At 68.2% G+C, this 19,804-nt stretch carries 13 protein-coding genes; 7 read left to right on the top strand and 6 right to left on the bottom strand.

Annotated elements, in window-relative coordinates; all coding sequences use genetic code 11:
* Nucleotides 1–69: 69 nt before the first annotated feature.
* The 3 genes from Q0D93_RS00265 to Q0D93_RS00255 all read right to left on the bottom strand — a co-directional run bounded on the left by Q0D93_RS00265 (nucleotide 70) and on the right by Q0D93_RS00255 (nucleotide 4,309).
* Complete coding sequence (locus Q0D93_RS00265) at nucleotides 70–1,614, bottom strand: TolC family outer membrane protein (protein WP_294389661.1); 1,545 nt, start codon at nucleotides 1,612–1,614, stop codon at nucleotides 70–72.
* A 170-nt stretch (nucleotides 1,615–1,784) separates the two neighbouring features.
* Nucleotides 1,785–3,113, bottom strand: a complete 1,329-nt coding sequence (locus tag Q0D93_RS00260; RefSeq protein WP_294389658.1) for a glycosyltransferase family 1 protein — start codon at nucleotides 3,111–3,113, stop codon at nucleotides 1,785–1,787.
* Nucleotides 3,110–4,309, bottom strand: coding sequence for a glycosyltransferase family 1 protein (locus Q0D93_RS00255; protein WP_294390635.1), 1,200 nt, complete (start codon nucleotides 4,307–4,309; stop codon nucleotides 3,110–3,112). The genes Q0D93_RS00260 and Q0D93_RS00255 overlap by 4 nt, the downstream gene beginning before the upstream one ends.
* Nucleotides 4,310–4,391: 82 nt before the next feature.
* On the opposite strand from Q0D93_RS00255, the gene Q0D93_RS00250 reads away from it, so the two are divergent.
* Both Q0D93_RS00250 and Q0D93_RS00245 read left to right on the top strand, forming a co-directional pair.
* Entirely contained in the window at nucleotides 4,392–5,054 is a 663-nt protein-coding gene (locus Q0D93_RS00250) for an ABC transporter ATP-binding protein (RefSeq protein ID WP_294389656.1), read from the top strand.
* A gap of 108 nt (nucleotides 5,055–5,162) precedes the next feature.
* Entirely contained in the window at nucleotides 5,163–6,329 is a 1,167-nt protein-coding gene (locus Q0D93_RS00245; protein ID WP_294389650.1) for a polysaccharide biosynthesis/export family protein, read from the top strand.
* Between the two features lie 27 nt (nucleotides 6,330–6,356).
* On the opposite strand, the gene Q0D93_RS00240 is transcribed toward Q0D93_RS00245, so the two are convergent.
* Genes Q0D93_RS00240 through Q0D93_RS00230 form a run of 3 tightly spaced genes read right to left on the bottom strand, consistent with a single transcriptional unit; the run spans nucleotide 6,357 to nucleotide 13,856 of the window.
* Nucleotides 6,357–10,505 (bottom strand): rhamnan synthesis F family protein, encoded by a 4,149-nt coding sequence (locus tag Q0D93_RS00240; protein ID WP_294389647.1) that lies wholly within the window; start codon nucleotides 10,503–10,505, stop codon nucleotides 6,357–6,359.
* Complete coding sequence (locus Q0D93_RS00235) at nucleotides 10,502–11,806, bottom strand: hypothetical protein (RefSeq protein ID WP_294389645.1); 1,305 nt, start codon at nucleotides 11,804–11,806, stop codon at nucleotides 10,502–10,504. Before Q0D93_RS00235 ends, Q0D93_RS00240 begins: the two co-directional genes overlap by 4 nt.
* A gap of 49 nt (nucleotides 11,807–11,855) precedes the next feature.
* The gene (locus Q0D93_RS00230; protein WP_294389643.1) at nucleotides 11,856–13,856 is read right to left on the bottom strand and encodes a glycosyltransferase family 9 protein; all 2,001 of its coding nucleotides are present in this window, start codon (nucleotides 13,854–13,856) and stop codon (nucleotides 11,856–11,858) included.
* Nucleotides 13,857–14,158: 302 nt separating this feature from the next.
* Here Q0D93_RS00230 and Q0D93_RS00225 point away from each other — a divergent pair, with 302 nt between their 5' ends.
* The 5 genes from Q0D93_RS00225 to Q0D93_RS00205 all read left to right on the top strand — a co-directional run bounded on the left by Q0D93_RS00225 (nucleotide 14,159) and on the right by Q0D93_RS00205 (nucleotide 19,799).
* Nucleotides 14,159–16,213 carry a glycosyltransferase family 9 protein gene (locus Q0D93_RS00225; RefSeq protein WP_294389640.1) on the top strand — a complete coding sequence of 685 codons (2,055 nt, stop codon included), beginning with the start codon at nucleotides 14,159–14,161 and terminating at the stop codon, nucleotides 16,211–16,213.
* Nucleotides 16,210–17,193, top strand: a complete 984-nt coding sequence (gene rfaD / locus Q0D93_RS00220; protein WP_294389637.1) for an ADP-glyceromanno-heptose 6-epimerase — start codon at nucleotides 16,210–16,212, stop codon at nucleotides 17,191–17,193. Before Q0D93_RS00225 ends, rfaD begins: the two co-directional genes overlap by 4 nt.
* Nucleotides 17,194–17,254: 61 nt before the next feature.
* Nucleotides 17,255–18,820, top strand: a complete 1,566-nt coding sequence (locus tag Q0D93_RS00215; protein ID WP_294389632.1) for a hypothetical protein — start codon at nucleotides 17,255–17,257, stop codon at nucleotides 18,818–18,820.
* Nucleotides 18,817–19,356, top strand: a complete 540-nt coding sequence (locus tag Q0D93_RS00210; RefSeq protein WP_294389629.1) for a glycosyltransferase family 9 protein — start codon at nucleotides 18,817–18,819, stop codon at nucleotides 19,354–19,356. Before Q0D93_RS00215 ends, Q0D93_RS00210 begins: the two co-directional genes overlap by 4 nt.
* Nucleotides 19,356–19,799: a hypothetical protein gene (locus Q0D93_RS00205; RefSeq protein WP_294389625.1), complete on the top strand. Its 444-nt coding sequence runs from the start codon at nucleotides 19,356–19,358 to the stop codon at nucleotides 19,797–19,799. The genes Q0D93_RS00210 and Q0D93_RS00205 overlap by 1 nt, the downstream gene beginning before the upstream one ends.
* Nucleotides 19,800–19,804: the final 5 nt, after the last annotated feature.

The following is a 19,804-nucleotide window of genomic DNA, read 5'->3' as shown; positions in this document are numbered from 1 at the left end:
TACATCCTCGACCGGTCCGCCGACAGGGACGGGAATAAGCCATAGCATGGGCCATGACGGCGCCCAGCATCACCGCGCCCTGAGCGTGCCGAGCGGGCACCGCGCGACGGCGCCGTTCGGCAGGCGCAAGGTGCGATCCCCGCGCGACGTGAGCTTGTCGTGCAGCATCGCGTCGCTCGGCTGGTCGGGCATCGCCGCCGTCGCGTTGGACGCGGGCACGTTGATCCCGGTCAGGTCGCCCGACAAAGGCCGGCGCGGCGAGGCCGAGCCGATGCGGTCGAGCGCCATGCCGAGATAATCGAGCGGCATCAGCCCGCGATTGCGCACCCGCCGGAAATTGGCCTCGGGATCGTAGACGGCGATGTTGGTGACGATGTCCTGTGCGGACAGCACGCCCATCGCCGCCAGCAATGCCGCATGGCTGACATAATATTGGTAGCGATATTGCAGCAGCGTTTCCTGCGCGCCCTGCAATTCGCGCTGGGCGTTCAGCGTTTCGATGGTGGTGCGAAGGCCGTTCAGCTCCTCGCAGCTCATGCCGGCGAACGCCTGTTGGGCCGCCTCCACCTGACGCTGTCCCGCCGCGATCGCGCCGCGCGCCGCGGCCATGTCGTTCCACGCCTGCGCCACGTCCTGCAACGCGCCGCGTCGTGCCGCGTCCACCCCGGCCTGGTCGGCCAGGTTGCGGGCGTCGGCCTGGCGGATGCGCGACTGGATCGCGCCGCCGGTGAGCAGGGGCTGCGACAGCGTGAAGCCGCCGAACACTTCCTTGCTGCCGCTGCGGCCGTCGAACTGGAACAAGCGGTTGGAATAGATGCCCTGCCCGGTCAGCGACACGGTGGGCCCGCGTTCGCCCCGCACCGACGCCGCGTTCGCGCTCGACGATTGCTCGGTGAAACGCGCGATCAGGATCTGCGGGCTGGCCTCGTCCGCCTTGGCAAAGGCCTGGTCGATCGTGGAGGGCAGCGTCGGCAGTTGCGGCAGGGGTTCAAGCGTGCCGGGATTGTGGCCTACCACCTGCAGATACTGGCTGCGCGAGGTCGCCATGTTCGCGTCCAGCACGTCCACCTGCTGTTCGGCCGATTCGACGCGGGAGCGCGACTGGGCGACGTCCGTGAGGGTGACGTCGCCTTTCTCCTGCCGCTTGCTGTTCTGCTCCAGCTGGCCGCGCAGCACGTCCAGCGCCTCCAGCCCCACTTGCAGCCGCGCCTCGTCCCGCAGCACCGCCGCATAGACCTGGACAACGTTCTGGATGGTCTGCTGCTCGACCTGGCGCACTTGCTGCTGCCCGCCAAGCACACCGGCTCGCGCCGACTCCACCGCGCCGCGCAGGCGACCGGCGGTGTAGATCGGCTGGGAGATGGTGGCCTCCACCTCCCCGCTATTGCCGTTGACGGTGCGGCCCAGCGCGCGGCGGCTGCTATATCCGCCATTGCTCTGCACCGACAAAGTCGGGCCATATTCGCTGCGCGCCTGAACGTAATTCTCGTCCCGCGCCTTTTGCAGGTAACGCTGCTCGACCAGCACGGGATTGCGATCGTAGGCGGCGGAAATGGCGTCGGCCAGCGTCTCGGCCGCCGCCGCCTGCGCCAGCAGGCCGGAACCGAGCAACATGGCCGCGACGGAAACGGTCTGGCGGAACGATCTGAAAGGGAAACGGGTTGACTGCACTCGACGACTTCCGTGGCCGCGAACGGCGCATGGGCGCGGCACGTGCGGCGGCGGTTCCATAACCACGTCCGCGCCCGAGTCAATCGAGGGCTGATCCGGGCGCGCCGAGCCGTTCATGCCGCCGCCGCCATGACGCGGCCGTACATCGCCTCCAGCCTCGCACGATAGGCATCGGGCGCGAAGCCGCGGGCCTGCACCAGCCCCGCCCGGCCGAGTTGCGCGCAGAGGGCGGGATCCCCATCCAGGCGGCGCAGGCCCGCCGCGATCGCCGCCACGTCATAGGGGTCCACCAACAGGCCCGCATCGCCCGCCACCTCCGGCAGGGAGCTGGCGGTGGAGGTGAGGACCGGCGTGCCAAGCTGCATCGCCTCCAGCACGGGCAACCCGAACCCTTCGTAGACCGATGGAAAGACGACCGCCTTCGCCCCCCGGATCAGCTTCAGCAGCAAGGCGCGGGACAGATGGTCCAGCCGGACGATCCGCTCGGCAACGGCGCGGCCGCGCGGCGTTTCCTCCTCGTCCCCCCGGGGCAGCAAGGCCAGCTCCTGCTCGCTCTGCCAGCCACGCCCCCCGACCAGCACCAAAGGGGTGGTGCTGTCGAGCGACAGAAAGGCCTCGATCAGCCGATTGATGTTCTTCTTGGGTTCGATCGCACCGAAATAGAGGAAATAACCCCGGTGCGGCAGGCCGAACACGCCCTGGATCGCGGCCGCATCCTCCCGCGCGTCGGTGGCGACATGGAGGCCGGCGGGCGAAGCCTGATAGCAATTGGTGATATGCGCCGGATCGACGCCGAACTCGGCGATGATGTCACTCCGGCTCGCCTCCGACACGGTGCAGGCATGGTCGCCGTGGCGCAGGCAGCCCGCGACCATGTTGCGATAGGCCTGCTTGGCGTCCAGCGTGGTGTAAGGCAGCTTCAGCGGCACCAGATCGTGCAAAGTATAGATGTTGCGCGCGCCCTTGAGCGTGACCGGCACGGGATAGGTCCAGTGCATCAGAGCCGGCGGCCGGTCCATCGTCACCGGCAGGAAGCGGCCATAGGTGCGGAAATGCTTGTAGGCGACGGCGAACAGGTCCGGCGCGGTGACCAGGCGATCGAACGGCGGCAACCGCTCCGCCAGCGCCCCTCGTTCCACCCGGTCGGTCAACGGCACGTCCGCCGCGCGGCGCGAGGCGAAGGGGTAGAGCGCCGCGCGGGCGATGCGGCGGCGGATGCGACCGCGCTGGGCCGGTGTCGGCGTCGGCACATGCCCGAACCGCTCGAAGAAGCGCACTTCCCGCATGTCGGCCCTGGCACCCGCATCGATGCCGAACAGGCCGGTAATGGCGTGGCCGCCGTCCGCCAGCACGCTGGCCAGCGTCATGCCATAGGTCGCGACCCCCGTTCCGTTCGGCAGCGCCAAATTATAGCCGTCTATCCCGACGCTGTAGCGTGTCACCTGAACTCCTTGCCCGATGCACGGCGCTTAGCATCACCGTCGTCCCGCGCAACGATCCCGGCATAAAGCCGTCCCAACCGCTCCCTGAACCGGTCGGGCGCATGGCGCGCCGCCACCTGCCGCCCCGCCCCGGACAGCTGGCGGCAGAGCGCGTCGTCGCTCGCCAGCCGGCGCAGCGCCCCCGCCATCGCCGCAATGTCGGCGGGGTCGACCGCCAGCGCCGCGCCGCCGGTCACCTCGGCCAGGGCGCCGTGATCGCTCGCCAGCACCGGCGTTCCCAGTGCCATCGCCTCCACCGCCGGCAGCCCGAAACCTTCCGCCAGCGACGGCATCAGCAAGGCGCGCGCCTGGGCCATGACGGCGCGCAGCCCGTCGTCGGACAGATAGCCGAGCCGCATCGCGCCGGGCGTCACCGCGATCATGTCCAGCACCTCGCGACCCTGCCAGCCTTCCGGCCCCGCAAAGGCGATCGGCAGCGCCACGCCGCTGGCCCGATAGGCGTGGAGCAAGGCGAGCAGGTTCTTGCGCCGCTCGATCGCGCCGCACACCAGGAAATAGCCGCCGGCCACCAGCCCCTCCGGCAGGGGCGCGGCCACCGGCGCGGCCGGCGCGATCGCCTGCCCGCAATCCACCACCATGTCCTCCGCGCAGCCAAGCGCCGCGACGATCTCGCCCCGTGCCGAGTCGGACACGGTGACGATCGCATCGGCAGCCTCCTCCACCCGCTCCAGCAGGCGGCGGAAGCGCCGCTGCGGAATCGGGCTGAGCTCGGGATGGGTCAGCGGGATCACGTCATGGACGGTGTAGAGGTTGCGCCAGCCCACCAGCCGCAACGGCACCGGAAAGGTCCAGTGCATGATGCCATGGCCCGGCGCGCGGACCGGCATCAGCCGGCCATGCACGTCGAAATAGACCTGCGCCAGCCGGAACAGATCGGGCGCGTGGAGCCGTCGCGTGCCATCCGCCGCCACGCCGGCCCGAACCCCGCCCGGCGGCAGCGCCCGCAGCCAGCGGGCGACCTGCTGCCCCCGCGATTGCCGCGCCGCGAACGCCGTGTCGTCGCCGAGCAGCCAGTGATCCGCCGCCAACGCCGTCTGCGCCGCGACCAGGGCACGGGCATAGCGGGTCACGCCCGTGCCCCCCGCGCTGCCCACCATCCGGGCATCGGCGCAGAGCATCGCATTGTGCGGCAACATCGACACGGCTAGGAGCGTTCAGACGCCATCAAGGATGCGCCATACAGAGGCGCTGTCTCGGCGCAAAGGATCCCAGGGGCGCATGATCGAATTCCACAACGTGTCCAAGAACTACCACATCCGGAAGTTCGAAAAGCACGTCTTCACCAACCTCAATTTCCGGATCGAGCAGGGCGAGAGCATCGGCATCTGCGGCGCCAACGGCGCGGGCAAGTCCACCCTGATGCGCCTGATCGCGGGTGTGGAGCAGCCGAGCAGCGGCACCATCACCCGCAACATGACCACATCCTGGCCGATCGGCTATTCCAGCTGCTTCCAGTCGAGCCTTACGGGTGCCGACAATGCCCGCTTCATCGCCCGCATCTACAACCGCGATGAGGACGAACTGCTCGATTATGTCGACGATTTCGCGCAGCTCGGCCCCTATCTTTACCAGCCCGTCCACACCTATTCGGCTGGCATGCAGGCGCGCCTGGCGTTCGGCGTCAGCCTGGCGATCGACTTCCAATGCTATCTGGTGGACGAGGTGACGGGCGCCGGCGACGAACGCTTCCGCATCCGCTCGGAAGAGGCCTTGCTCCACCGCCGCGACACCGCGACGTTGATCATGATCAGCCACGATCCCGGCACGCTGCGCCAATATTGTCGCCGGGGTGCGGTGGTCTATGGCGGCACCATCGTCTTCTACGATTCGATCGACGAGGCGAGTGAGGTGCATCACCGGCTCCAGCTGCGCGCCGCCTGACGCAGTTACGCCGACCACCTGGTCAGCACCCGATTGAAGTCGGGCGCGGCTTTGGCTAGTCCACAGGCTGATCGCCGGGTGGGCATCCTTCTTCGAAGAGACATCTCCTTGACCGCTTATTCGTCGGCTCCGCCGCTTCTTTCCGCCCGTTTCCGCGCCACCACCGCCTTGATCGGATGCGCCCTGCTCGCAGGCTGCGCCACGCTGCCGTCGAGCGGGCCGACCGCCGGCGACATCCGCCGTGGCGAGCGGGAGAGCAACGAACTCGGCTTCCACATCGTCGATGTGACGCCGGAGATGGTGAAGACGGTGCACGACAGCACCACGGCCGCCGACAACGCGCAGCCGACGCTCGCCAGCCTGGCCGCGCAGGGCCGCAACGACGTGGTCGGCCCGGGCGACGTACTCCAGATCGGGGTGTATGAAGTCGGCGTGTCGCTGTTCGGGTCGAACAGCGTGTCGGGCGGTTTCGCACCGTCCGCCCGCGGCGAGACCTTTCCGGCCGTGGTCGTGGACCGCGACGGTGCGATCACCCTGCCCTATGTCGGCCGGCTCGAGGTGGCGGGCAGCACCGCGAGCGAGATCCAGGCGATGGTCGTGCGCGGCCTGCGCGGCAAGTCGCAGAGCCCGCAGGCGCTGGTCGTCATCCGCGAGAATGTCAGCCGCACCGTCTATGTCTCGGGCGAGGTCAACAAGCCCGGCCGCATGGACCTGACCCTGCAACAGGAACGGCTGCTGGACGCGATCGCCTTGGCCGGGGGGTCTCAGAATTCGGCGGAGGACACGATCGTCCGCTTCACCCGCGGCACCACCACGCTGGAAGAGCGGCTGGGCCGCATCCGCGGCGCCGCGCCCGACGATTTGACCCTGGTTCCGGGCGACCGCATCGAACTGATCAAGCGGCCGCGCAGCTTCATCGTGCTGGGCGCATCCAGCAAGGTGTCGCAGGTGCCGTTCGAGACTGGCGACCTGTCCCTGGCCGAAGCGGTGGCGCGCGCCGGCGGCCCGACCGACGCGGTGGCCGATCCGTCCGCCGTGTTCCTGTTCCGCTACGATCCCGCAATTGCCGGCACGGGCGAAAAGCCGACCATCTACCGCCTCGATATGATGCAGCCGGCCAGCTATTTCCTGGCGCAGCGGTTCGAGATCCGCGACAAGGACGTGATCTACATCGCCAACGCCGCGGCCAACCGCCCGGCCAAGCTGGTGGGGATCATCAACCAGCTGTTCACGCCGTTCGTCACCGCGCGGATCCTGACCGACAACAACCGCTGATCCGTATCGCCGGTCGGGCGATCCCGATCAGCGATACCAGGCCTCTCCCTCGATCCGCGGCTGCACGTCAATGCGGTCGCGGCGGAGGCCGGGGTGCCACGACGGATCATTGTCGATCCACGGCTTCCACCGCGCCAGGAAGCGCGCGGTGGTGTCACCCGGCGGCAGGCGCTCGCCACGCGACGCTTTCTCCGTATGGATCAGTTCGGCGGCGGGATTGTACACGATCCGGTAGCCGAGCAGGCGCAGGCGCAGGCACAGGTCCGTGTCGTTATATTCCAGCGTGAAGGCCTCGTCGAAGCCGCCCACTTCTTCCATCAGGCTGCGGCGGGTCGCAAACACCGCGCCGGTCACCATCGACCATTCGCGCTGGGTCAGCGCCCAGCCCTGATAGGTGCCGGCCGCGCGGCGGCGATACACCCAGACATGCGCGGCGCATTCGTTGTGCGGCCCGAATCCGGCATGTTGCAGCGTGCCGTCCTCGAACAGCAACCGGGCGCCGACCCCGCCGACGGTGCGATCGACCGCGAAGCTCATCAATGCCTTCAACCAGCCCGCATCGGTCGGCTGCACATCGTCGTTAATGAACAGCAATTGCTCGGTCTCGGCCGCGCGCCACAATTGGTTCATCTTGGCGGCATAGTTGAACGGCTCGCCCTGCCCACGCAGCGTCTCCCTCCGCCGCAGCGTGAACGGATATGGTCGCTTCGCCCAGTCCGGTTCGCCCGGCACGTCGTCGCCGACCAGCACGGTCACCTGCTCCATCGGCCAGTCGGCGGCGGCGATGCCATCCAGCAACCGCTCCAGATAGGTGCGACTGCCATCGGGCAGCATCGAGCGCCGGGTCGGCACGGCGATCGTCAGCGGCGGCGCGCCATCGTCGAAGCGGCGGCCCAGCATTAGGCTGGTCGCGGTCCTGCCGGGCTCGGCCTGCCACCCCACCAGTTGCGGCTGGAGTTTCAGCATCGCGCGATAATCCGCCAGCGTGGCCCGCACCCTCTTGCCGACATGGCCGATCAGCACGTCCGGCAGGCGCGCCACGGACAGACCCGCCGCATGGGCGCGGAACAGCAGGTCCGCGACCGCCGCCGACCCCATCTCCGGCCGCAACCCGCCCAGGCTTGCCAGAGCGGAGGCGCGCACGATCACGGGCGCGCCGACATAATCCTGTGCCGCCAGCAGAGTGAGGTCGAAATCGGGCTTGAGCCGCAGCGCGTCCACCGCCTCGTCCACCTCGCCCGCGACATCGTCGGCGTAGAAGATCGCCACGTCGCGCCGCTCCCGCGCGTGGCTCAGCACTGCCTGCGCGAAATGCGGCGCGCGGAGCGACCCGGCGGGGGCGAAGGCAACCCAGTGGTGCCGCTCGGCCGGCACGTCGGCCGGCACCCCGGTCGCTTGCGCGCGCGGACGGCCGCCGGCGTCCAAAGTCACCGCATGGACATTATGCGCCAGCGCGCCATCCTCGAACGGAACCCCTTCGGAAAAGCGGGGGTGCAGCCGGTCGATCGCCGGCGCGCGCCCGCGCCCGTGCGTCAGCTGCCACAGGCTGGCGCGGATCGCCGTACCCACCGCCTCCGCCGAGAAGCGTTCGGCGACGCGCGCCTTGGCCGCCTCCACGCGCGCAGTGTCTCCCTGGGCCACATCATCGGCGGCCCGGATCAGCGCGGCGGTCAGCGCAGGCTCGTCCACGCGGCCCCATGTGCCGCCCTTCGCATAATGGCCGTGGTCGCGGTCCAGCCGCCACAGCCGGGCCTTGACCGGATAGCCGGTCCCATCGTCAACGAAGTCGGTGCTGCCGCCGAAGTCAGTCGCGACCACCGGCGTGCCCCGCGCCATCGCTTCCGCGATGGTCAGCCCGAACCCTTCCGAACAATGGGGCGAGGCATAGAGGTCCGCCGCCGCTACCAGCGCGTCCAGTTCGGCCGGCGACAGTCCGCGATCGAGCAATGCCACCTCCGGCGTGTCCCGAACCAGATCGCGCAGGCCCTGCCCCTCGTCCGGCCGGTCCATCAAATTCTTGGTCTTGAGCACCAGGGTCCAGCCCTGGGCGGCAAGGCCGGATGCCGCAAACGCTCGCACCAGGGCCGCCGGGTTCTTGCGAACCAGATAGCTGGCGCCATCGAACACGTAGAGCATGATCCGGCGATCGGCCGGCAATCCCAGCGACGCCAGCGTCTCCGCCCGGTCCGCACCCTGCCCCACCGGCAACGGCACGACATGCGGGATCACGTCGACCGGTGCCTCGTCCTCGGCGGCGAACACTTCCGCGCAGTAGGTGCTGGGCGTCCAGATGCGGTCGACCGAGGAGAAATCCCGGCGCCAGCCATCGGGCAGGTGCCCCATCTCCCACACCCAATAGCCGATCCGGCGATGCGCCTGCCAGATGTCGCGCCGCTGATCGTCGGTCAGCATGAACCAACTGTCGGGGTTGAGGTGGACGATCGCCACATCGGCCGGGCCGCCGAACTCACGTACGTCCACCGGCGGATCGATCGGGCGATGGATGTGAAACGGCGTCTTGATCGGATGGAGGTTGAGCCGCACGCCGCTGTGCCGCAGCGCCGCGATCATGTTGCGCGATGCGGCACCCAGCCCATTGTCGTAGTTCCAGGGCCCGTAGAAGGCGACCTTGAGCGGCCATGCCGCGCGGCCGTCCCAGTGGACGGGGTGGGCGGACAGCCGGTGGTCGCCTTCCTCGCGGGGAACCTGCTGCGCGGCCGCCAGCAACGTCGCGTCCACGGTGGGCAGATCGAAACCGGCATCGGCCAGCACGTCCCGCCAGCCGGTCACGTCGGCATCGGGAAAGGCGCCGCGCAACAGCAGGGCCTTGATGAACGGGAAGCCCTCCGCGATCAGCGCGCGCCATCCGAACAGCGTCGGATTGAGCGGCACCTTGCTGGGAAACAGGATTTCGGTGCGGTGACCCGCCTGCTCCATCCGTTCGGCGAAGGACACCTCATAATCGCGGATGACGGCGTCCTTGTCCGTATGCGGCTTCACTTCATCGAAGAAACGCTGGAGACGGAAGGAGGCGAGCAGCCGCGGCTTCAGGCCCAAGAAGAAGGTCTGCACATGCCAGCGATATTCGTGGCTTTCGGTCAGACCCACCAGGTCGGCGTCGCTCGCCCGCACGCGCGCGATCACCGCCCCCAGCGCCTCGGGCGTGGACGGGCCGATCAGGCTGTCATTGGCGAGGTAAAGCAGCGGCGCGCCATACAGTTCGGGATGAAGCTGCAGCACATGCGCCCAGGCCGCGAAGTCGAAGCCGATATTCTCCCGGATCATCACGCCGGCCGCCGCGTCGATCAGCTCGGGACGGATGTTCAGCGGACGATCGGTCACCGCGATCACGAACACGGCTATGCCCTGCGCGGCGAGCGACTGCACATAGGGCAAGACGTGGGGCTTCAGCGCGCCGGTGGCCGAGTGGGTGACAAACAGCGCGACTTCGCTCTCCGGCGCCGGATCGAACGGCTTGACCAGTTCGAAACGGGCCGACCAGGCGCGGCGCTCGGCCGGCGCATGATGGCGCGGCGGGCCGATGTTGAAGGGCGAGCCGTCCAGCTCGGCCCCATCCGGCAGGCGATGGACGCTGAGCTGCACATCGTCATACAGGTCCAGCGGAGCGCGGAAATGGGCTTTGCCTTCTTCCATCTGCGCCCGCGCGACCGGGCGGCCGTGATGACGGAACTCCACCTCTCCGCCGCCGGTCAGCAGGCCAAGGACAGTCAGCCCCTCTACCCGCTCGATTCGCCCGACCTCGGGAAGATCGCCGTCGGGCAGGCCAGCCTCCGCCGGCTCCGGCGGCCGATCATCGCCGGTCCCGATCTCGCGCGCGGCATCGGCATTGGCGTCGATCGCATGGCTTCTGGCGTAAAGGTCGCGGGCGGCGGCATTGTCCCCCGCCAGCTTGCGCGAATGGCCCCAGCAGAGCAGCAGGTCGGCATCGTCGGGCAGCCGTTCGGCGGCCTGGCGATAGGCGGTGTCGGCGGCATGGTAGTCGCCGGTCGCGCTCAGCGCATGACCAAGCTGGATGCGGATCGCGGCATCGTCCGGCTGGATGGCCAGGTAGCGGCGATAGGCCGCCGCCGCATCCGCCCAGCGATGTGCATCACGGGCGCGATTGCCCTCGCGCCGCGCCTTTTTCGCCGTGCGCGCGGCGACATATCCGATCATCCGACGTGCATGTCCGCCAGCGGGAGGGGATCGGTTGGGAGCATGCCGGCGCGCGCCAGCCTGCGCCGCTGCCGCCCGCGCTGGGTGCCGAAGCCACCGACCGCCGCGATGGTGGCGATCTCTCCGGCACGCAGCGCATCCAGCCGGGCGAGGATGGCATTGTCATTCACCGACAGTCCGGCGGCGTAGGCATAGTCATTCTCCGCCGCGCGCAAGTCGCCGACCGTCACCCGCATGTCGCCCAGGATCACCCACTCATACGCGCTGTGTACCCGCTGCCGGGCGACGAGCCACTGCGCCCGCAGCGCCAGATCCATGTCGAACAGGTCCGCGCCCGCGTCGCGCAAACGCCACAGCATTACCATTTCGTCGCGGACACCCAGCGTGCGCTCCACCGCCTTGAGCATGATCCACAGCGGCTCCGGCTCGCCGCGATCGGCCATTTCGTCGACCAGCCCGAGCCTGAGGTCCTGGTCCAGCCCCACCGCCAGGATCGCCGCCCAGCGCGGCAGGACCGCATCCGCGCGACTCTCCGCATCGGCCAGCCGGATCAGCCCCGATATGTCGGCGCCGTCGCGAACGACGTGCCGCACGTTGCGGAGATAGGCGCCGAGCCCAGTGGGGGACAGGCGCGCGACCGCATGCAGCAGATCGGGGCTGCCCGGCACGAACGCCAGTTCGTGATGGGCGCGCAGGAAATCCTGCAACCCGCGAAACGCGTAGAGCACCAGCAGACGCGGGGTCGGCACATCCACATATTGCGTCAGGTCGATCCGCGCGAAGCCGAGCGCGTCCGTCGCCAGCATATCCAGCAATGCGCCGAGTTCGCCCGACGGTTGCGGCGTGCGCATCGCCATGAACAGGCGCGGGCAATCCTCCAGCACGATCCGGTCGAGCGCGGCGGGCAGCCCCTCTGTCAGCGCAAGGTCGGCGCGCGCGACCGGGTCCGTCGGCAGGGTGACCGTGCCGATCAGCCCCGTCAGCTCGCCGATCGCCTGGTCCAGCATCGACGCAGGTGCCGCATCCTGCATCCGCTCGGGCCTGCGCAGGTCCCACAAGGCGGTCCATTGCGCGAGTTCGGCCTGTTGCCGCAGTTGCGCCGGCGCAAAGCCCCGCTGCAGGAAAGCGAGCGCGAACAGTGCCCGGGCGGCATCGCGCTGGCCCAACGCCAGCGCGGCGGTGGCGCACTCCGCCATCTCGTCGGCGGTTGCCGCGTGGCGTGTGTCGGCCAGCATCATGCGCCGCAGCAGCAGCTCCGCCGCTCGGTCGGTGCCGGTATCCTCGTCGTCAAAGGTGCGCATCGTCTCGCCCGTCATGGTAGATGGCGATTGAAAGCCCGCCGCCGGCAAGTCAACCTGCCGCCCCCGCCCTGTCCTGCAGGCGGAGGTTTAGCAGGCCGAGCGCCGCATCCAGCACCTCTTCGGCGCGGACGTTGCGGATGCAGGCGAATTCACGGCCGCAATCGCCCGATTCGACGATGCCGCATCCCGCGCAGGGCACGCGCCGGCTGACGATCAACCCTTCGCCTTCCTGGCCCCATTCGTTCCAGTTGAGGCGCGCCATGTGCATGCTCAGCACCCTGGCGCCGCGCAGCGCCGCCAGATGCTTGGGCCCGGAATCATTGCCGATGAACAGGCTGCAAAAGGAAACCAGCGCGTCGAACCGGTCGAACGGCATCAGCCCTTCGATGGTGCGCACGCGCGGCGACCCCGCCACTGCGGGCGGCAGGCCCAGGCCAGCCGCATCGTCGGCCAGCACCACCACGGTGGCGTCGGTCCGTTCCAGCAGCAGCGCCGTCAGCGTGGCAAAATGCGGCCAGTGGCTATAGGCCAGCCGCGCCCCGGTGTGCAGGACCACATAGGGCTCCGTCCCCTCCAGGCCGTAAGGCGCGAGCAACGCCCGCTCCAGCCCCTCGCGCCGGACCACCCGCGCCGGATTGGCGAGCAGGGGCCCGAGCCGCTCGACCAGGGCCAGCAGCCGCCCCGATACCGGGCTGTTTTCCCGATCGTTTGCAGGATCGCGCGCATAGGTGGAGACGGAGGCGGAGAGCCACGGCGCGTCATGCTCGTTGGCGGCATACAGGTAACGCGCGCCAGACAGTTTTAGCATGGCCCGCGACACCTGCAGATCCATCAGGTCGATTGCGACGTCGAAGTGATAAGCGTGCAGCCGCGCGCGCAGTTCCTGCTGGTCGGCGGCGGACATGACGCGCCGCCGCTCGACCGGATCTTCCGGCACGTCGATCGTGATGATCTCGTCGAACAGCCCCAGGGTCGCGCCCAAATCGGCATTGCCCCGCCCGAGCAGTCCCACCAGCTTCGCGTCGCCCGCAATCTCGCGCAGGCGGCGCAGCGCGGGCATGGAGACGACCAGATCGCCCAATTGGTCGAACCGCTGCACCAGGATGCTGCGCACCGGCCCGTTCAGCACGGACCGGGTGGCCGGGCGCACCATGCTGGGCCGTGCGTTGATCGCCGCCACCAGGTCGCCCGGCGCCGGGTCCACCACCGCGTCCGAAGACGGATAGTCCGCTTCCGTGATCGCGTCGGCGATCAGCACGGTTTCGCGGCGGCTTGTGACCTTGCCGCCGCTCGCATCCAGAAAACGCAGCTCCAGCCGCTTGCGGCCGCGCGGCGCATGCGAAAAATCGTGCCATATGTTGAAAACATATTTGCCCTGCCCCGGCGCGGCGTCGCGCAACGGGGCGGGTTGCACCACCTCGCGCGCAATCTCCTCGCCTTCCAGCAGCAGCTGCACCGCCTCCACCGCGCGGTGGGAGATGCAGGCGCCCCGCACCGCCTGAACGCCGCGCAGCACCTTGGCGCCGCGAAAGCCGAGCACGTGGCGCGTACCCAGGTGGAACATCTGCACCCCGTCCGCGGGGCTGGGCATGGGCGCCGCGGCGACCCGTGGCAAAAGCTCGGGCGCGGGAATGTCGCCGGCGAGTGGGTGCCGGGCCGGCTGCGCCTCGTCCCCGCCCAGCCGGTCCAGTTCCTGGCGCGCCTCGCTCCAGCCCGGATGCAGCGTCAGGGCGCGCTGATAGGCCGCCGCCGCATCCTCGGTCCGTCCGGCGATCTTGTAGAAATGGCCCATCTGCAGCGCGAGATCGGGATCGTCGGGCAGGCGGCGTTCGGCCAGGCGATATTGCCGCTCCGCATCGGCGAACTGCCCCGCTTCCTTCAGCATATGGCCATATTGGACGCGCATCCGGGCATGGCCGGGGGCGAAGCGCAACGCCTCGCCATACAGGTCGGCCGCCTGCCTGAACTGGCCCGCCTCGCGCGCGGCGACGGCCTGCCGCGCAAGCCGGCGCGCAACGGCGGCACCCGTATGGAGGGGCAGCCAATCCATGGCTGTCCGGACGATCTTGGCAAACACGACAAACCCTTCCCGATGGGTCCGGCGGGTTAATCCATGCGCCGCCGCAGGGCAAATCGGCCGCGCGGGAACTGCCTCCACCCGGCGGTCCGGGCTCCTGCCGGGCCGCGCGGAGCGGACACGGATCGGGTAACGCGTTGCATTCGGCCGGCCGATGCGACATTGCGCCACAAACCTCAAAGACAGCCGCTTTGCGCGGCAAAACGGTCGGAAGGGCCAGATTTTTGTTCGGAAAACGTCGTGGCGCAGGTGGAGCCCCCACGGGGCAGTCGGCCTTGGTCCAGATCATGGTGGAACGCGGCAATGCCGCCCGCGATGCCGGTCGCTTTCGCGACGCCGCCAGTTTCTATGGCGAGGCGCTGAACCATGGCCGGGACAAGGATTTCGGCCTCCATGTCCAGACCGGGCACATGTTCAAGGAAGCCGGCGACCATGCCTCCGCCGAACGGCATTATGATGCCGCCGCCAAGCTTCGTCCCGACGATGCCGACCTCGCCGTCCAGTTCGGCCATTTCTACAAGCTGAGCGGGCGGCTCCGCGCCGCCGCACGATCCTACAAGCGGGCCTTGGAGCTGAAGCCCGGCTGGGCCGATCCGCAGCGCGAACTGGAAAGCCTGGCGCGCAAGGGCCTGATCGAGGCTGCCGGCGACGAGCAGGCGCCGGTCGCCCCCATCGGCCTGGACCCGACCCGCAACGCGGCGGAATTGCGCCGCGCGGCCAGCTTCGACCGGCTGGTGCCCGAACTGATGCCCAAGCCGGCCTCCGAGCTCGCCCACCGCCATGACGAGAAGGTAGAGGTCCGCCGGCTGGGGCGAACCGAGCGCACCTTTTGGGGCAACATCACGACGTTGCGCGGGGTGGAGGCGATCCGGGGTTTCTGCATTTCGGCCGAGCCGATCGTGGAAATGCAGGTGCGGCTGAATGACGAGCTGATCCATCGCGCGCCGACCCGCGGCTATCCCATCCGCAACGAGCGCGACGATCCCGACCTGCGCAAATACATCTTCAACGAATGGCTCGATTTTTCCGGCTTCGCGCCGGGCCATTACACGATCGAACTGCTGTTCAAGGACGTGCGCGACACGCCCACGCGCGACAATCACAAGCGGTCCTACCGCACCAACATCGTCATCGGCCAACCCCTGCCCGAGCCGGCGTTCGAGGGCGGCGATGCCTGGACGCCCCCGACCGACCCGAACGATCCACGTTCGGTGGAGGAACAGGTGAACGCCCGGTCGAGCATCATCAGCGATGCCCGCACCGGCGTGTTCAAGGAATTGCCCAAGAACGTGCTGGTTCTCCGCACGGACCAATTGGGCGACGTGGTATCCTCCGTGCCGGCCATGCGCCGCCTGCGCACCCTGCTGCCGGACGCGCGCCTGGTCGGGCTGTTCACCTCCGCCAATGTCGATCTGGTCCGCACCCTGGGTGTGTTCGACGAACTGATCGTGATCAACTTTCCCGACGAAAAGGTCGTCCAGCGCAAGCGCGTGATGACGGCGGAGGATCAGGAGGCGCTGCGGGAAAAGCTGCACGGCTACAATTTCGACCTGGCGCTCGATCTGGCGCCTGCGGTGGAATCGCGCCCGCTGCTGCTGCTGTCGGGCGCGCCGTTCCTGGCAGGGATGCGCGACAAGAACTGGCCCTACATCAATTGCGGGTTCGACCTGAACACCTACGATCCGGTCGGCCGGTCCGACATCATGCCGGCATCGTCCAAGACGCGGGCATTCATCGAATCGCTCGGCATCATGATGCAGGGCTCGGCGGAAGTCCTGCGGCGCGACGACCTGCCGCGCGACCGGCTGGCGAAGTTCGGGATCGGACCCGACGACCGCTACGTCATCGTGCATACCGGCGCGCGCGTGATCTTCAGCCGCTGGGCGCATTACAGCACGCTGACCCAGCGCATCCTCGACCGGACCGACTGCAAGGTCGTGATGCTGAGCGAAAACCCGGAAACGCGCAACGAACTGCCCCAAGGGCTGGCGAACGATCCGCGTTTCCAGCTGCTCGACCAGCGGCTCGACTTCGACGATTTCGACGCCCTGCTCTCCTACTGCACCTGCTTCGTCGGCAATGACAGCGGGCCCAAGCACCTCGCCTCCTTGCGCGGCTCCAACGTGGTCAGCCTGCACACGGCGCGGATCAACTGGGGCGAATGGGGCCAGGAACAGACCGGCAAGGTGATCCACCGCCAGGTGCCGTGCGCCGGCTGCCACGTTTATCACGATCCCGAGGAATGCGGAAAAGACTATGCCTGCGTGGCGCTGATCTCGGTCGACGAGGTCTGGTCCGCGATGCAGCCTTATCTGGAGCCCGTGGCATGATCCTGGTTACCGGCGGGGCCGGCTTCATCGGCTCCAACATCGTCGCCGCCCTGAACGACGCGGGCCGCACCGACGTGGCGGTGTGCGACTTCCTTGAGCATGGCGACAAGTGGCGCAACCTGCGCAACTCGGTGTTTGCGGACTTCGTGCCGCCCGCGCTGGCGGTGCAATGGCTGTCGGGCCGCGACGATGTGGATGCCGTGATCCACATGGGCGCGATCTCCGCCACCACGGCGACCGACGGCGACGAGGTGATCGACACTAATTTCCGCTTCTCGCTGGCTCTGCTCGATCATTGCGCGGCGGCGGGCATCCCCTTCCTCTATGCCTCCTCGGCGGCGGTCTATGGCGACGGGGATCAAGGATTCGAGGATCTGATCGACCCCGCCGCGATCCGTGCGCTGCGCCCGCTTAACCTCTACGGGTGGAGCAAGCGGCAGTTCGACTTCGTCGTGGCCGACCGGCTGCAACGCAACGCGTCGCTGCCGCCGGTGTGCGTCGGCTTCCGCTTCTTCAACGTGTTCGGCCCCAACGAATATCACAAGGGCGACATGAAGAGCATCGTCGCCAAGATCGCCGCGCCGATCGAACGGGGCGAGACGATCACCCTGTTCAAGAGCCATCGACCCAGCATCGCCGATGGCGACCAGCGCCGCGACTTCATCTACGTCAAGGATGCCGTCGCCGCCGTCCTCTCCTTCCTGGAGCCGGGGGCGCGCAGCGGCATCTTCAACGTCGGCACCGGCCAGGCGCGCAGCTTCCGCGAACTGGCCGAGGCGGTGTTCCTGGCCTACGGCCTGCAGCCCCGGATCGACTATATCGACATGCCCGAGGCGATCCGCGAGAAGTATCAGTATTTTACCGAAGCATCGCTCGGCAATCTGCGCCAGTCCGGCTATGCTGCGCCATTCCCTTCGCTGGAGGAGGCGGTGGCCGATTATGTCGGCGCCCATCTGCGTCACGAGGACCCATATCGCTAGGCGGCGGCGGATCCTTCGGTTAACCTGCGTTAGTTGATGCCGAACAGGAGGTGAGATCAGGTTGGCAAGCAAGGTCGCAACGTCCCGGCTGGCGCCTATCCGGCGCGGCGGCGCGTTGCGGGATCTAAAGCATAGTCCGGTTGCATCCTTCCTGGACGGCGAGGTTCTGGAACTGCACAAAGGCAGCGATGGGGATCTGCCCCCGGCGCGGCAGCAGGCGGTGCTTGCGGCCTATCTGCTTCAGGAACTGCCCGATTACCGGGCGGCGCTGCAACGATGGTTCGGCGCGGTCCGGGTTGGTGGAACCCTGGTGGTCGTCGTCCCCCACGCCTTCCTCTACGACCGCCAGCTCGAACTGCCCTCCCCGCGCGAGCCCTTGTCCAGGCGCCTCTACACGCCCGCCTCGCTGATGGCAGAGGTGGAGGAGGCGCTGGCCCCCAACAGCTACCGCGTGCGCTACCTTGGCGATTGGGACGTGGGCTATGACTATGCCGCCGGTCCGGGGCGCGAGCCGCGCGGGCATAGCGACGTGCTGCTCGTGCTGGAGCGGCTCCCGTCCATCGCCCTCTCGCTGGACGTGCCCCATGCCGGCATCATCGCCCCCGAACCGGATTATGCATTTGAGCCGGTCCGCACCCGGATCGAGGTCGCGCAGACCTTTGCCCTTCGCCGCATCCTGATCCTCAAGCTGGATCATATGGGCGATTTCATCCTGGCGATCGGCGCGCTGGAGAGATTGCGGGCCACCTTCCCCCAGGCCGAACTGACCCTGGTGGTCGGCTCCTGGAACGTGCAGATCGCGCGGGAGCTGGGCCTGGCCGATACGGTGATCGCGTTCGATGCCTTCCCCCGCAACAGCAGCGAGGAGGAGGTGGACGTTGCCGGCAAGGCGGCGTTGTTCCAGGCGCTGATTCAGGAGGATTATGACCTCGCCATCGACCTCAGGGTCGATGTGGATACGCGCTTCCTGCTGCGCCACGTCCGCGCGCCGCTCCGCGCCGGCATCGGCACCGCCGCGCAATTCCCGTTTCTGGACATCTTCCTGCCGCTCGACTTCAACCGCAACCGCCCGGAAACGGCGCGGGAATATCATTTCGACCATCACCTCTTCATCAGCCAGGGCCCGGTCGAGCGGCGCGAGCACCGGCTGATCCATCGCGCCGACACAGTGGAGCGGTTCTGCGCCATCCTGTGGGGCCCCTATGAGCGGCTGCGGCCGGGCAATTACCTGTTCGAGCCCAGGATCGAGTGGGGCGATGCCGGCGCGGGGATGCTGATGCTGGACATCGGCCTCGACACGCGGCGCGTCGCCTACCGCCTGGCGCCGCCGTTCGACGCGCCGATCCGCATCCCCTTCACTGTCGAGCGCGCGGATACGGAGTTCGAGTTCCGCATCTTCGTGGTGGAGGATTTTCCGTCGGTCGACTTCAGCTTCTACGGCGGCCGCCTGATCCGCCAGGGCGCGGGCAGCACCCTGCACCAGTCGGAATATGGCGCCTTGCTGGTGGAGCTGGTGGCGATCCGCCTCGCCCGCACCGGCGTGCTGACCGACGTGGACGTGACCGGACCCGGCAATGGCGAGACGGGCGATGGCGCGACGGGCGATGGCCAGGCGGGCGCGGCATGACCACCATCCTGATCGCACCCTTTTCCAACAGCGGCATCCGCGATTGGCCGGGCAGCCACTTTTCCGCGCTGATCGGCTTGATCCTGCCGCGCGTGGCGGCGGACGCCATCGTGTATGTCACGGGCACGGCCAGCCACCGGCTGCGCGCGAACGAGATCGTGCGCGCCCATCCCGCCGACCGGGTGGTCAACCTCGCCGGACGCCAGAGCCGGGACGCGATGATCCGCCTGTTGAAGACGGCCGACGGCGCGGTGGTCAACAATTCGGGCATGGCGCATCTCGGCGGCTATTTCGGCATACCCACCGTCAGCATCTTCGCCGGCACCCACCAGCGCCGCGAATGGCGCGCGCTCGGCGGCAGCGTGATGCTGGTCACCCGCGCGATCGGCTGCTCCCCCTGCCAGCTCGACCACGGCCAGACCAGCCCCTACAACAAGGCCTGCCTGCGCCAGATCACCCCCGGTCAAGTCGCGGACGCCTTGTTCGCCAACATGAAACGGGTAAGCGCGATGCGGAACGGGAGCATAGCGGCCTGATGTTGGGATGGCGGAAGCACGGCCGGCGCATCGCGGCCCTGGAAGGCGAGGTGGAGACGTTGCGGGACCTCTACCTTTCGGCTTGCGCCGCCTCCACCGAAGCCGCGCAACAACAGCAAGCCGATCTCGCGCGGCTGGTCGAGCAGGTCGAGGCCGGTCGCGGTGATCTGGCGGCGCTCAGACAACAGCATGACGCGGCCTTGGACGGCTTAGTCAGGCATTCGGATGAGAATGGCCGGCTTCAAAACAGGCTGGATGACCTGGAAGCGCAGGCGCGTCGCCACGAACAGGGCACGACCGATCTTGCATCCGACCTGCGCCGTCTGGAACAGCGGCAAAGCCTGCATGAAACAGACGCAATTGCCCTTTACCAGGCTGTGGTTACGCGCATCGAAGACAAGACAAACCGCCGCCACCAGTATTCGGTACAGCAGGAAATCTGACCCAA

This window comes from uncultured Sphingomonas sp. (assembly GCF_934560975.1).
Lineage (GTDB): Bacteria > Pseudomonadota > Alphaproteobacteria > Sphingomonadales > Sphingomonadaceae > Sphingomonas_I.
This window is presented reverse-complemented; position numbering and strand designations above follow the sequence as displayed.

Bases quoted from the DNA above. Each gene is read 5' to 3' on its own strand.
- Q0D93_RS00265 (WP_294389661.1), bottom strand. From the start codon at position 1,614: ATGTTGCTCGGTTCCGGCCTGCTGGCGCAGGCGGCGGCGGCCGAGACG.
- Q0D93_RS00255 (WP_294390635.1), bottom strand. From the start codon at position 4,309: ATGTTGCCGCACAATGCGATGCTCTGCGCCGATGCCCGGATGGTGGGC.
- Q0D93_RS00250 (WP_294389656.1), top strand. From the start codon at position 4,392: ATGATCGAATTCCACAACGTGTCCAAGAACTACCACATCCGGAAGTTC.
- Q0D93_RS00240 (WP_294389647.1), bottom strand. From the start codon at position 10,505: ATGATCGGATATGTCGCCGCGCGCACGGCGAAAAAGGCGCGGCGCGAG.
- Q0D93_RS00235 (WP_294389645.1), bottom strand. From the start codon at position 11,806: ATGCGCACCTTTGACGACGAGGATACCGGCACCGACCGAGCGGCGGAG.
- Q0D93_RS00230 (WP_294389643.1), bottom strand. From the start codon at position 13,856: ATGGATTGGCTGCCCCTCCATACGGGTGCCGCCGTTGCGCGCCGGCTT.
- rfaD (WP_294389637.1), top strand. From the start codon at position 16,210: ATGATCCTGGTTACCGGCGGGGCCGGCTTCATCGGCTCCAACATCGTC.
- Q0D93_RS00210 (WP_294389629.1), top strand. From the start codon at position 18,817: ATGACCACCATCCTGATCGCACCCTTTTCCAACAGCGGCATCCGCGAT.
- Q0D93_RS00205 (WP_294389625.1), top strand. From the start codon at position 19,356: ATGTTGGGATGGCGGAAGCACGGCCGGCGCATCGCGGCCCTGGAAGGC.